Origin of the sequence: Marinifilum caeruleilacunae, assembly GCF_013141825.1 — a bacterium.
Taxonomy (GTDB): Bacteria; Bacteroidota; Bacteroidia; order Bacteroidales; family Marinifilaceae; genus Marinifilum; species Marinifilum caeruleilacunae.
In genome coordinates this window covers 1-12,997 of sequence record NZ_RZNH01000019.1, presented here as the reverse complement: position 1 = coordinate 12,997, position 12,997 = coordinate 1, and the positions used below count along the sequence as shown (strand labels likewise).

The window sequence follows — 12,997 nt, the reverse complement described above, 5'->3', positions numbered from 1 at the left end:
TCATTTCGATCTTATCGCAGTATTAATCAAACAAAAGCACTTAATATTTCAGATTATTAATTGTTTCGATTACTTTTGCAGAAAATAATGGGTCTTGGCTCGTTATGAATTGAAATCGTTTAAAAATTTAATTCTATTATATCATGGCAAGTACTGCAGATTTTAAGAATGGAATGTGTATCCATTACAAGGATGATTTATATACCATTGTTCAATTTCAACATGTAAAACCAGGTAAAGGTCCGGCTTTCGTTAGAACAAAGCTTAAAAACGTTAAAACTGGTAAAATTATTGACAACACTTTTAACTCGGGAGTTAAAGTTGATGTTGCAAGAATTGAAAGACGCCCACATACTTTTCTTTACAAAGATGATATGGGTTATAACCTAATGCATACCGAAACTTATGAGCAAATTGCATTGCAAGAAGCATTAATTAATGCACCAGATTTGTTAAAAGACGGAGATCCTGTTGAAGTGGTTGTACACGCCGATACTGAAACTCCTTTGTATGCAGAACTTCCTGCTCACGTAACCATGCAGGTAACTTATACCGAGCCAGGTTTAAGAGGTGATACTTCTTCTACCAACTCATTAAAACCAGCTACGATTGAAACTGGTGCTACCATTATGGTACCACTTTTCATCAACACTGATGATTTGATTAAAGTTGACACTCGTGATCACAGCTATGTTGAACGCGTAAAAGCATAATAAGTGTGATCTAATCATATAAAAAGGATTCTTCATGGAATCCTTTTTTTATTCCTCTCATTCTGATAGCCTAAAAACCAATATTTTATTAATTTAGTGAAAACCTGAATCTCTAAAAAACACTGTAGTGATTAAGCAACAAGCCGTAAACAGTAAGTTTAAGCTCGATCTGATACTAAAAATAACACAAGCAATAAATGAAAACTTGTCGGTTGATGATCTTTTAAAGCAATATGAAAACATACTTTTTAACGATCTTAAGATTGGGAAAATTGCTGTATTCAAGTTCAATTCTTCCTGGGAAACACTTCTAATCTCAGGTATTGCCAATGGACTTATCGATCAAATCAAGATTGAAAGCGATTTGGCCAATTACGACGAAATAACCTACATTTCGTCCGATTTTCCGGAACATTTAAGAAGTTTTGATTTTTTAATCCCGGTTTTTCACAAAAATTCGGTTCTTGCTTACATTTTAATTGGCGATTTAGATGAAGAGATGGAAGGAATGAGTCCAGCCATCAGGCATCTGACTTTTATACAGACCATTTCGAACATTATTATTGTGGCCATGGAGAACAAGCGCATGCATAAACAATTGCTTGCCCAGGAGGCCATTAAAAAGGAAATGGAACTGGCTTCGAAGATCCAGAATTTACTGATTCCAAACCAAAGCTCCCTGCCGCAAAATAAGTACATTTCATCTCAGGGCTATTATCAACCGCATTTCGAAATTGGTGGCGATTATTACGACTTCATCAATTTTAACGATCAGGAACTTGGATTTTGCATTGGAGATGTGTCGGGAAAAGGGATTCCTGCTGCACTGATCATGTCGAACTTTCAGGCCACCTTGCGCGCACTTTTTAATCCGGATACTCCACTGGATGAGTTGATGAATAAATTGAACCAGAAAGTTTGCGAAAGTTCCAGCGATGAGAAATTCCTAACCCTCTTTATTGGGGTATACAATTATACAACCAGGAAACTTCGTTACGTAAATGCAAGTCATCATCCTCCAATATTGTACAACTTTAAAACAAAAGAAACCACTCATTTAAAAAAGGGTTGTATTGGTTTGGGCATGCTCGACGAAATTCCGATTATTTCTGTTGGCGAAATCTGTATACAGGACCACTCTAAGCTGCTTTGTTTTACCGATGGTTTAATTGAATTGGAAAAGGGCGATAAAATGGAAATAGGAATGCAATTAATCAGCAATCTGTTCTCTAACAATAAAAAACTGAACGACACCTTCCTGGATCTGACAAGGCATATTGAGCTTGGCAAAAAGAATAAGGCTGTTGTTGATGATATCTCCTTATTTGGAATAGAATTTAAAGCATAAAAAAAAGGATCGTTTAAACGATCCTTTTTTCTTGTATCTGATTGTGATTTACTTGATTTCAAAAGTTACATCAGCTTTCTTACTGTTGCTTGAAGAGTCTTTCACATCAATTTCTAACTTATAATTTCCTGGTTTTGCATTATCTGCAGTTTCCATTTGGAAGTTAATTGTTGAGCTGGTTCCCGAAATAGTAGGCAATGCATTACCACTGGCATCGTTATCAGAACTACTGTTGAAAGAAAATTCTTCAACTGTTTTAACTGATTTTGCTCCAGAATAAGTTACAGTTAACACGTAAGAAGAAAGTGCAACATTATCCGAGACAGAAATATTCACACTTAAATTTTCGCCTGCATTCACTGCTGTACTTGCAGTTGGCGCTGAAATTGTTACAGTAGGTGCAGTATTGTCTACATCAGGCTCATCGCCTCCACCTCCGCCACCACAACTCATCATTCCGGCAGTGAACAATACCATTAGGGCATACTTTAATAGTTTCATAAATAATAAATTTTTGGTTATGATTTGGTTCTTGATTTCACTTTATCCTCTAAAAATAAAGCAATAGCATTAAATTAACAAGCTACAACTAGGAAATAATTCTTTTTCCCCTTCTGAACAAGAAAATACTTATCGGCAATTAGGTGTTCAGTTGTTACTGTTAACTCAGAATTCTGCACTTTTTCTTTGTTAATACTAATTGCATTTCCTTTAAATAATCTTCTCAATTCACCTTTCGATGGGAATACTTCGGCTTTTACAGCCAAAAGTTCCAGAATATCTACTCCTGTTTCGAACTCCGATTTACTCACATTGAATTGTGGCACACCTTCAAAAACTGATAGGAAAGTATCTTCATCCAACTTCTTAAGTACATCAGCCGTTGCTTTTCCAAACAAAATTTGAGAGGCTTCAACTGCTGTATTGTAATCTTCTTCCGAATGGATCATGATGGTAACTTCCTTCGCCAATCGTTGCTGAAGTTTTCTTTGGTGCGGAGCTTCTTTGTGCTCTTCTACCAATGCGGCAATCTCTTCTCTTGGAATTAAGGTAAAGATCTTAATGTATTTCTCTGCATCCTCATCGGAAGTATTCAACCAAAACTGGTAAAATTTATATGGAGAAGTACGTTTCGGATCTAACCAAATATTTCCCGACTCGGTTTTACCAAACTTACCACCATCAGCTTTTGTAATTAACGGACAGGTAATGGCCCAAGCAGTACCACCTTCTTTTCTTCTAATTAATTCGGTACCGGTAGTGATATTACCCCACTGATCCGATCCACCCATCTGCAATTTACAGTTTTTAGAACGGTACAACTCCAAAAAGTCGGTTCCTTGCACCAGCTGGTATGTAAACTCGGTAAACGACATTCCTGATTTCGAATCAGCACTTAATCTCTTTTTTACCGAATCTTTACTCATCATGTAATTTACAGTAATGTGCTTTCCAATATCACGAATAAAGTCAAGGAACGAAAAATCCTTCATCCAATCGTAATTGTTTACCACTTCGGCAGCATTATCAGCATCCGAATCGAAATCCATAAATTTCGAAAGCTGAGCTCTTAAACACTCCTGGTTGTGACGCAAAGTTTCCTCATCCAAAAGATTCCTTTCTTGCGATTTTCCCGATGGATCACCAATCATACCCGTTGCACCACCTACCAAAACAATTGGCTTGTGACCAGCAACCTGGAAGTGTTTCAACATCATTACACCAACAAGGTGACCAATATGCAAAGAATCCGCAGTAGGGTCAATTCCCACGTATGCCGATGTCAATTCCTTCTGTAGTTGTTCTTCGATTCCGGGCATCATATCGTGAATCATGCCACGCCATTGCAGTTCTTCTATAAAATTCATTCCTTCTATTTTTTCCTTACGGATCTTATTATCAAATTTATATTCGACCAACAAAGATAAACATTTTAGCTTTTCAAAAGATCAGGTAATTTTTAATTAATCAATTAATGATATCAGACTATATAAAACACCTGTAAATAACAGGATATTGTAGAAGAATGATAAGACAAAAAATTTGATTGTGGTCTTTAACCAGCCCTGCTTGTAATAGAATTTAAGCGTTAAAAACAGCTGAACAGGGATAAGCAAATACAGGTAAAGCGTAAGTGGTTGCAGAAATTCCAAATGGGTTAAAATCAGCAACTCGCTTAAAATCACCATTACGAAAATAAAGGAGTGAAAATTAAGCGATATCAGCAAATGTTCAATTAAATAGCGCTTTTGTCGCACATAAAACAAGGCCAGCAACAAGGCAAATATTGGCAAAATAAACAGCAAGGTCTGCGATAATTTTTTAAACACATTGTCCAGCATCAAGGCCGGATTGAGTTTCCACATCTCTATCAGTTTCCTGATATCATTATCGTTGATCATACTGGTTTGGTCCTCTTCGGATTTTTTGTCCGGTATGCTATCATTTACAGATATGGAATCAATTTCAGCAGCTTTTTTGTCAACATCCAGTTTAAAAATTCCTTTTTTCAGTTTGATTTTACCCACCGAATCTGCCATAATGGAATCTACCTTGCTAAGCTGCTCATCAATCTCATCCTCATCTTGTTCATCCGCACCATCGCTAATCCCTTCCAAAAATGAGATGATATTCAACTGTTCGCCATCTTCGGTTTCCATTAGAACAGCATTATCGATATCACCTTCAGGTTTATGATTGTAGGAAAGCAGCAAGAATGCAAAAAATGTTAAGAAAAGGTAAAACCGGAAAGGTGGTGTATACCTGGCTCTTCTTCCTTGCATAAATTCTTTGGTCAGAAAACCAGGCTTCACAATCATTGGCAAGAGGGTGTGAAAGAATTTATTATCAAGAGAAAGTGCATCGCCTAACGAGTCGGACAATATCGTAAAGAAAGGTCGTTGTAATTCTTTGACTGACTGTCCGCAGTTCGAACAATATTTACCACTTACCGGATGACTGCAATTGGCGCAGAATCCTTCAAAATGAGTAATTTTTCTTTTGGGCAATCGATTCAGGTATTTTTGAATCGAGTATTTCATTTTGTGCATCATACTTCAACAGGAAGTTGTTTTTCTACCTTTTCTTTTATTTTATCAGTGGTATCTCCCAGGTCGGCATTAAAAATATCAAACAAGGTCTCTGATATGATGACCATAGGTTCATACAATAAACTCTCCTCTTTCTTTTCCTGCGAAATAAAATCGAGCTTTTTATCCAAAAAATTCACAAAATAAATCAGGATACTTAAAATGATAACCCCTTTTATTAAGCCAAACACAGCGCCGAATAAACGATTGATCATGCCCAAAGCAACCGCCTCAACCAATGAGTTTAGCATTTTACCCAATACATTCAGCACAATTACAATTAGAATAAATGTGATGATAAAAGCCATGATTCCCATATAGTTGGAATCGTACTCGAATCTATTTCTTATAAATTCGGCAGTAAAATCGGAAAAGTGAATTGCACCGTAAATTCCTAATATTAATGCCAGTAAGGTAGTTACTTCGATAATAAGGCCTTTTGTAAATCCTTTATAAATGGCCCACACCAAAGGTATGCCAATCAGGATGTCGAGAATGTTCATAATGGGTTAGTTATAATTATCAATAGACGTTCAAAGATAAGAAAATCCAACATAATGACCTTAATTTAGAATGAACTAAGGCAAATTAGATGTTAAAAAATATCTATATTTAAGACAGCAAAAACGATTAGAAATGGCATTTATCAACTCTCTTGTCAGCTGGTTAAATACCAAAAGACTTTCGCAAATAGATTTTTTTAAGGATCATCCTATTGAGATCCAGAAAGAAACACTCACCCAATTGTTGAATCAGGCATCTGATACAGAATGGGGTCGAAAGTTCGACTTTAAGTCGATGCAAACCCTTCGAGACTTTAAGGATAGACTTCCTGTACAAACTTACGAAGACATCGAAACGTATATTGAACGCTTAAGAAAGGGCGAACAAAATATTTTCTGGCCTTCCGAAATCAAATGGTTTGCCAAATCGTCGGGCACAACCAATTCGAAAAGTAAGTTTATACCGGTTAGTAAAGAGGCTTTGGAAGATTGTCATTTCAGGGGTGGAAAGGATATTCTTGCCATCTATACATCGCTTTATCCCGATACAGGAATTCTTTATGGCAAAGGTCTTACTTTAGGTGGTAGTCACCAGATTAACAACATGCATAACGATTCCTATTATGGCGATTTATCGGCCATAATTATTCAGAACTTGCCCTTTTGGGCCGATTTTATCCGTACACCTGATACTTCTATCGTTCTGCTTGACGAATGGGAAGAGAAACTGCATAAAATGACCGAAGCTACCATGAACGAAAATGTAACCAGTCTTTCGGGCGTTCCATCATGGTTTTTAGTGTTGCTAAAGCATATTCTTAAGGTTTCAGGCAAAAACCATATACACGAAATATGGCCAAATCTTGAATTGTTCGTTCATGGTGGTGTGAGTTTTACGCCTTATCGCGAACAGTTTAAAGAGATATTGCCATTGCCTCAAATGAACTACCTGGAGACCTACAATGCGTCGGAAGGTTTCTTTGGAATTCAGGACAATCCTGATGATGAATCGATGCTATTGATGCTGGACTATGGCATTTACTATGAGTTTATTCCTTTGGAAAATGTGAACGATGAGCACCCGCAAGCCATTAGCCTGGAAGATGTAGAGCTGTATAAAAACTATGCAATGCTAATCACCACCAATGGTGGATTGTGGAGATACCAAATTGGCGATACCATTCATTTTACATCTAAAAGTCCGTTTAAATTCAAGATATCGGGAAGAACAAAGTTATACATCAACGCATTTGGCGAAGAGCTTATTATTGACAATGCCGAAAAAGCCATGAAAATTGCTTGCAACAAAACCAATTCAGTAATCAAGGAATATACTGCAGCACCGGTGTTCATGGATAAAGATCAGAAAGGTACACACCAATGGTTAATCGAATTTGAACAGCCTCCGAAAAACATTGAAGAGTTTAATTTTGTACTCGATAATGCTTTGATGAGCTTAAATTCGGATTATGAAGCCAAGCGATACAAAAACATTACATTGGAGAAACCGATTGTAAGTGTTGCCCGCAAAGGCCTATTTTACGATTGGCTTAAATCCAAAGGCAAACTTGGCGGTCAGAACAAAGTTCCTCGATTATCGAATAATCGTAAGCTGATCGATGAATTGCTACAGGAAAATCATTAGCACATGAAGTTTTTACTTGTTTGCTTACTGTCATTTTTTTCCATTTCCGAATCGAAAGACATTGTTATCAATAACGATTTTTTCGAGCTGGATCATATGGGAAACCTCTATGTGGTAGATCAATCTGAATTGATAAAATACAACTCGGATGGAAAATTATTGTATCGTTTTTCTGATGTTTCCCTGGGCGATATTAGCTCTATTGATGTATCTGATCCTTTGCGAATTCTATTGTTTTACAAAGATTTTAACCAGCTTATTTACCTAAACAATAAATTATCAAAGATAGGTAGTGCGATTGATTTGTATGATTTCTCGGACAATGAGACAGAACAGGTTTGCAGTTCGCAAAAAGGAGGTTTTTGGATTCTGAATGGAATCGACAAGCAGGCTTTTTACATCTCAAACAATGGCAAGTTATTGGGTGAATCGATTTTATTGGGATCATTTTTCGAAGAATCGGAGATTGTGAAAATTACCGAAAGCAACGGCGACTTGTTTTTACTTTACGATAATAAGGGCATTCTACAGCTCGATCAGAATGGACAATTTGTTAGGAAGCTTACAATTAAAGACATTCAGGATTTTCAAATTGTAGGCAATTCCATTTACTACCAAACGCAAAATGGTTTTTACGAATATGCTTCAGCAAATCAGGAAGATCCACTCATTTACTCCAGGAAGAGTTCCGATAAAAAAACAATCAGACTGTTGGATAAGCAGATTTACATCTCTAATGAAAAATCAATCTCGATTAAAAAGCTAAGTTTCTGATTCAAAACAAAGTGCATTTATTCTCGCTAATAAGAAGTTAATATCCAAAAAATATTACTAATTTTATTTGCATTTTTTCAATAAAAATTAAACATAAACATGCATATTGCTGTAGCGGGGAACATAGGTGCCGGTAAGACCACACTGGCCGGATTATTGGCAAAGCATTACGGCTGGGAAGCTCATTTCGAAGATGTGGATGACAATCCGTATCTGAATGATTTTTACGACGATATGAAGCGTTGGTCGTTCGCCTTGCAAATCCATTTTTTAAACAGTCGATTCAACCAGGTTTTAGCACTTCGCGAATCTGGAAAAGATATTATTCAGGACAGAACCATTTACGAGGATGCATATATTTTTGCACCCAACCTGGAGTCGATGAACCTGATGCCAAAAAGAGATTTTGACAACTACTTGTCTCTTTTCGATATCATGAGTTCACTGATCCAACCACCCGACTTGTTGATTTACCTGAGAGCTTCTATTTCTACTTTGGTAGAACATATTCAAGACAGAGGCCGCGATTACGAAGAAACCATTCGTTTGGATTATTTGAAGAGATTGAACGAACGATATGAGGCCTGGATTAATGGCTACACCAACGGAAAGCTTTTAATTATAGATGTTGATGACATTGATTTTTTAAAAAATCCTAAAGATTTGAGTTCGGTAATCAATAAAATTGATGCCCAACTACATGGCCTTTTTTAATTGAAAATGATGGATCATATATGTTTTAATTTAAGCTCCATTTTTAATTCGTAACTGATAATTCTAACACAATGCATATAGCTGTAGCCGGTAATATCGGATCAGGAAAAACTACCTTAACAGAACTTTTAGCAAAACATTACGGATGGGAAGCTCACTACGAAGATGTAGATGAAAATCCTTACCTAAACGATTTTTACGACGACATGCAACGTTGGTCGTTCAACTTGCAGATCTATTTCCTAAAAAGTCGCTTTACGCAGATTATGGAAATTCGCAACTCGGGGAAAAATGTGGTTCAGGATCGTACCATTTTCGAGGATGCAAAAATTTTTGCTCCCAATTTGTACGATATGGGCTTAATGTCGGAACGCGATTTTACGAACTATTGCAATCTTTTTCAGTTGATGAGTTCTATGGTTCAGGCTCCAGACCTACTAATTTACCTTCGTTCTTCGGTACCTACATTGGTAAATCAGATTCAGAAACGTGGTCGCGATTACGAAGAAACCATTCGTTTGGATTACCTGAAAAACCTAAACGACAGGTACGAAAACTGGATATCGAATTACAAAAATGGCAACCTGTTAATTGTTGATGCTGACAATATCGATTTCCTGGAAAACCCTGCCGATTTGAACAGCATTGTGGATAAAGTTGAAGCAAAAATTCACGGTTTATTTTAGAACCGGTAATAGAATCCAACTGATAATTCGGGGAGAGAGATTTTATCGAATCCCAGGTAATATTGATAATCCTCCCCGTTCTCATCCTGGGCTGTCACAGAATCAGGAAAATTTGGAATAAAGGTATAAAGCAAGTTCATATCAAAACTCCAGGCATCCGAAATGTGATATAAAAAGCCAACATTTGGTGCCAATCCTACCTTATTCTCGCTAATGGTTCTTTTGTCGTCGCTCGACCCAAAAGATGCCGCTGTAAAATCAATTTCATTTCGATAATAGATGTAACCAAAGGCCAGCGAAGCATATGGCCTGAAATCCCTGTCCCAGGCATCGAAATAATAGGAAGCCCGCAGAAAGGCCGACCCAATATTGTAATTCACATCATAGCTTCCCAAATGGCTTCCATCCCAGAATTTATCCTGCCCTAGCATGCTAAATGACAATTCGGCACCAACACTTAACTTTTTGTTGAGCATTTTCCTTGCCGTTATTCGAAAGTTTGGTCCGCCATTCGCTTGATCACCAAAATCGCCAAGAGGCATTTGATAACCTATAGATCCACCTATAAAATACGTTTGATCTTTGTAGTATTGTGAATAAGATTCAAGAGAAAAAACAAGGACCAATGCCAGGAAAAAATATCGCTTCATCATCATAATTTGGTTCGTTTAGAGAAGCTAAATTATAAAAAAACCGGAAACTCATATGAGCTACCGGCTTTAAAACTTATCGTAAGATTTATTCGATCACTTTTAATTCTTTACCAATTTTGATAAATGCTTCCAGTGCTTTATCTAAATGTGCTTTTTCGTGAGCAGCAGAAAGCTGGATACGGATACGAGCCTGACCTTTTGGTACAACCGGATAGTAGAATCCGATTACATAAATTCCTTCATCTAACAATTTAGCTGCAAATTGCTGTGACAAGACTGCATCGTATAACATTAATGCATTAATGGCCGAATCAGATGGTTTAACATCGAAACCTGCTTTTAATAATCCTTCACGGAAATATTGAGCATTCCAAATTACTTTATCTCTCAATTCGGTTGATTCGCTCAACATATCGAATACTGCGATAGAAGCACCAACAATAACAGGCGACAATGAATTTGAGAACAAGTATGGACGAGAGCGCTGACGCAACATATCAATAATCTCAGCTTTACCGGTAGTGAATCCACCAAGTGCTCCACCTAATGCTTTACCTAGGGTAGAAGTAATGATATCTACACGATCCATGCACTTGTGATATTCGTGAGTACCGCGACCTGTATCACCAATGAAACCTGAAGCGTGGCTATCGTCAACCATTACCAATGCATTGTACTTCTCAGCCAAATCGCAAATCTCATTTAATTTAGCGATATCGCCATCCATAGAGAATACACCATCGGTAACAATGATACGGTAACGTTGTGCCTGAGAAACTTTTAATTGCTCTTCCAAATCGGCCATATCAGCGTGCTTGTAACGGTAACGAGCAGCTTTACACAAACGAACACCATCGATAATTGAAGCGTGGTTCAACTCATCCGAGATAATTGCATCATCTTTTGTGAATAGTGGTTCAAAAACACCACCATTGGCATCGAAAGCCGCAGCATACAAAATGGTATCTTCCATTCCGAAGAACTTGGCGATTTTCTCTTCCAGTTCTTTGTGAATATCAGTAGTACCACAAATAAAACGAACCGATGACATTCCATAACCATGAGAATCCAGAGCTTTCTTCGCTCCTTCCATCACACGTGGGTGCGATGACAAACCAAGGTAATTGTTTGCACAGAAGTTCAATACTGATTCGCCAGTATTTACTTTAATTTCTGCTCCCTGTGGAGTGGTAATAATTCTTTCGTTTTTGTACAAACCAGCATCTTTAATGCCTTGTATCTCTTCTGCAAGATAGTCTTTGAATTTTCCGTACATGTGTATGTTGTTTTAGATATTTGTTTCTCTTAAAAAAATACTATCCAAAATTACAATAAAATTTGTCTCGAAAAGAAGGGAAAATCTGTTTTTTATATGCCTTTTACAACATAGAGAAGTAAACTTTACTGTAAATCTTACTTTTTCGCTGCAATCTTACTATTCGTCCCTTTTTCTTCTATCAATATTGATAAACAATCAGATAGATCAAAAATTGGAATACAGCTAAGTCACTATCAAGAAAAAAAATGATTTTTTTTTGAAAAAATATTGAAACAGCTGTTGCATTATTGGGTAAATCCTGTTAGTTTTGCATCGCAATTTTCCTCAAGAACGCAGTTCAAATGTGAAGTGCAGAGGGAAATTAGGAGTTTACACTCCTCCTTAGCTCAGCTGGTTAGAGCACCTGACTGTTAATCAGGGGGTCCTAGGTTCAAGTCCTAGAGGGGGAGCAAAAAACCTTTCTTAATAGGTTGTAAAATATTATTAGGAGTTTACACTCCTCCTTAGCTCAGCTGGTTAGAGCACCTGACTGTTAATCAGGGGGTCCTAGGTTCAAGTCCTAGAGGGGGAGCAAAAACCTTTCTTAATAGGTTGTAAAATATTATTAGGAGTTTATACTCCTCCTTAGCTCAGCTGGTTAGAGCACCTGACTGTTAATCAGGGGGTCCTAGGTTCAAGTCCTAGAGGGGGAGCAAAAAAAGAAGCCATCCAATTTGGGTGGCTTTTTCGTATCTATACATTATCCAAAAAAATATTCCGACTGTTAATCAGTCCCGAAGATTCGGGATAGGTTCAAGTCCTAGAGGGGGAGCAAAAAAAGAAGCCATCCAATTTGGGTGGCTTTTTTCGTATCTATACATTATCCAAAAAAATATTCCGACTGTTAATCAGTCCCGAAGATTCGGGTTCAAGTTCTAGAGGGGGAGCAATAGAGAAGTCATCCAATTGGGGCGGCTTTTTTTCGTATCTTGATTTTTGAATTGTTACTAATTTAAAATCATGTTTTATATCTACATATTGTATTCGCCATCATCGGATAAGTATTATATAGGTTACACAGAAGATCTTACTAAAAGATTATTCATGCATAATAATCCTATTAATAATAAATACACGTCCAAACATCTACCTTGGTTAATGAAAAAATCATTTGAAGTAGGCAATGACAAAACCCTAGCATTAAAATTGGAGCGAAAAATAAAGAGCATGAAAAGTCGAAACTTCATTGAAAAGCTATTAAATCCAGATCAAGGAAATAAACTATTTCAAGATCTGATAAAAAAGATAATCTCTGCCTGTTAATCAGTCCCGAAGATTCGGGATAGATTCAAGTYCTAGAGGRGGAGCAAAAAAAGAAGYCATCCAATTTGGGTGGCTTTTTCGTATCTATACATTATCMAAAAAAATATTCCGACTGTTAATCAGTCCCGAAGATTCGGGATAGRTTCAAGTTCTAGAGGGGGAGCAATAGAGAAGTCATCCAATTGGGGCGGCTTTTTTTCGTATCTTGATTTTTGAATTGTTACTAATTTAAAATCATGTTTTATATCTACATATTGTATTCGCCATCATCGGATAAGTATTATATAGGTT

Annotated in this window: 13 protein-coding genes and 3 tRNA genes; 10 read left to right on the top strand and 6 right to left on the bottom strand. The window is 36.9% G+C overall.

Translation table 11 applies throughout. The features are described from left to right. Positions 1 to 143 precede the first annotated feature (143 nt). A complete protein-coding gene (efp, locus tag ELS83_RS12070) occupies positions 144 to 713 on the top strand; it encodes an elongation factor P (protein ID WP_171595814.1) in 570 nt (189 codons plus the stop codon). Between the two features lie 127 nt (positions 714 to 840). Further along, positions 841 to 2,061 carry a SpoIIE family protein phosphatase gene (locus tag ELS83_RS22570; RefSeq protein ID WP_171595813.1) on the top strand — a complete coding sequence of 407 codons (1,221 nt, stop codon included), beginning with the start codon at positions 841 to 843 and terminating at the stop codon, positions 2,059 to 2,061. Positions 2,062 to 2,109: 48 nt separating this feature from the next. On the opposite strand, the gene ELS83_RS12060 is transcribed toward ELS83_RS22570, so the two are convergent. From ELS83_RS12060 to ELS83_RS12045, 4 genes are all read right to left on the bottom strand, one after another. Further along, a complete protein-coding gene (locus tag ELS83_RS12060; RefSeq protein WP_171595812.1) occupies positions 2,110 to 2,562 on the bottom strand; it encodes a DUF4625 domain-containing protein in 453 nt (150 codons plus the stop codon). A gap of 74 nt (positions 2,563 to 2,636) precedes the next feature. After that, on the bottom strand, positions 2,637 to 3,929 hold the full coding sequence (tyrS, locus tag ELS83_RS12055) for a tyrosine--tRNA ligase (protein ID WP_171595811.1): 1,293 nt from the start codon (positions 3,927 to 3,929) through the stop codon (positions 2,637 to 2,639). Positions 3,930 to 4,025: 96 nt separating this feature from the next. Then, complete coding sequence (locus tag ELS83_RS12050; RefSeq protein ID WP_171595810.1) at positions 4,026 to 5,102, bottom strand: DUF3667 domain-containing protein; 1,077 nt, start codon at positions 5,100 to 5,102, stop codon at positions 4,026 to 4,028. Between the two features lie 8 nt (positions 5,103 to 5,110). Continuing rightward, on the bottom strand, positions 5,111 to 5,653 hold the full coding sequence (locus ELS83_RS12045) for a CvpA family protein (protein ID WP_171595809.1): 543 nt from the start codon (positions 5,651 to 5,653) through the stop codon (positions 5,111 to 5,113). A gap of 133 nt (positions 5,654 to 5,786) precedes the next feature. Between ELS83_RS12045 and ELS83_RS12040 the strand changes: the two genes are divergently transcribed. The 4 genes from ELS83_RS12040 (at position 5,787) to ELS83_RS12025 (ending at position 9,472) form a co-directional block, all read left to right on the top strand. Continuing rightward, the gene (locus ELS83_RS12040) at positions 5,787 to 7,298 is read left to right on the top strand and encodes a GH3 auxin-responsive promoter family protein (protein WP_171595808.1); all 1,512 of its coding nucleotides are present in this window, start codon (positions 5,787 to 5,789) and stop codon (positions 7,296 to 7,298) included. Positions 7,299 to 7,301: 3 nt separating this feature from the next. Next, positions 7,302 to 8,072 carry a hypothetical protein gene (locus ELS83_RS12035; protein ID WP_171595807.1) on the top strand — a complete coding sequence of 257 codons (771 nt, stop codon included), beginning with the start codon at positions 7,302 to 7,304 and terminating at the stop codon, positions 8,070 to 8,072. Positions 8,073 to 8,171: 99 nt separating this feature from the next. Beyond that, positions 8,172 to 8,786, top strand: a complete 615-nt coding sequence (locus ELS83_RS12030) for a deoxynucleoside kinase (protein ID WP_171595806.1) — start codon at positions 8,172 to 8,174, stop codon at positions 8,784 to 8,786. 71 nt (positions 8,787 to 8,857) lie between these two features. Next, a complete protein-coding gene (locus ELS83_RS12025; protein WP_171595805.1) occupies positions 8,858 to 9,472 on the top strand; it encodes a deoxynucleoside kinase in 615 nt (204 codons plus the stop codon). On the opposite strand, the gene ELS83_RS12020 is transcribed toward ELS83_RS12025, so the two are convergent. Further along, positions 9,469 to 10,128 (bottom strand): outer membrane beta-barrel protein, encoded by a 660-nt coding sequence (locus ELS83_RS12020; RefSeq protein WP_171595804.1) that lies wholly within the window; start codon positions 10,126 to 10,128, stop codon positions 9,469 to 9,471. The two genes, ELS83_RS12025 and ELS83_RS12020, sit on opposite strands and share 4 nt — an antisense overlap. Before the next feature lie 82 nt (positions 10,129 to 10,210). Beyond that, the gene (gene kbl / locus ELS83_RS12015) at positions 10,211 to 11,401 is read right to left on the bottom strand and encodes a glycine C-acetyltransferase (protein ID WP_171595803.1); all 1,191 of its coding nucleotides are present in this window, start codon (positions 11,399 to 11,401) and stop codon (positions 10,211 to 10,213) included. A 378-nt stretch (positions 11,402 to 11,779) separates the two neighbouring features. On the opposite strand from kbl, the gene ELS83_RS12010 reads away from it, so the two are divergent. The 4 genes from ELS83_RS12010 to ELS83_RS22685 all read left to right on the top strand — a co-directional run bounded on the left by ELS83_RS12010 (position 11,780) and on the right by ELS83_RS22685 (position 12,706). Then, positions 11,780 to 11,853 (top strand) — tRNA-Asn (locus ELS83_RS12010). Between the two features lie 48 nt (positions 11,854 to 11,901). Continuing rightward, a tRNA-Asn gene (locus ELS83_RS12005) sits at positions 11,902 to 11,975 on the top strand. A 47-nt stretch (positions 11,976 to 12,022) separates the two neighbouring features. Further along, positions 12,023 to 12,096 (top strand) — tRNA-Asn (locus ELS83_RS12000). A 307-nt stretch (positions 12,097 to 12,403) separates the two neighbouring features. Beyond that, positions 12,404 to 12,706, top strand: coding sequence for a GIY-YIG nuclease family protein (locus ELS83_RS22685; RefSeq protein ID WP_171595802.1), 303 nt, complete (start codon positions 12,404 to 12,406; stop codon positions 12,704 to 12,706). Positions 12,707 to 12,997: the final 291 nt, after the last annotated feature.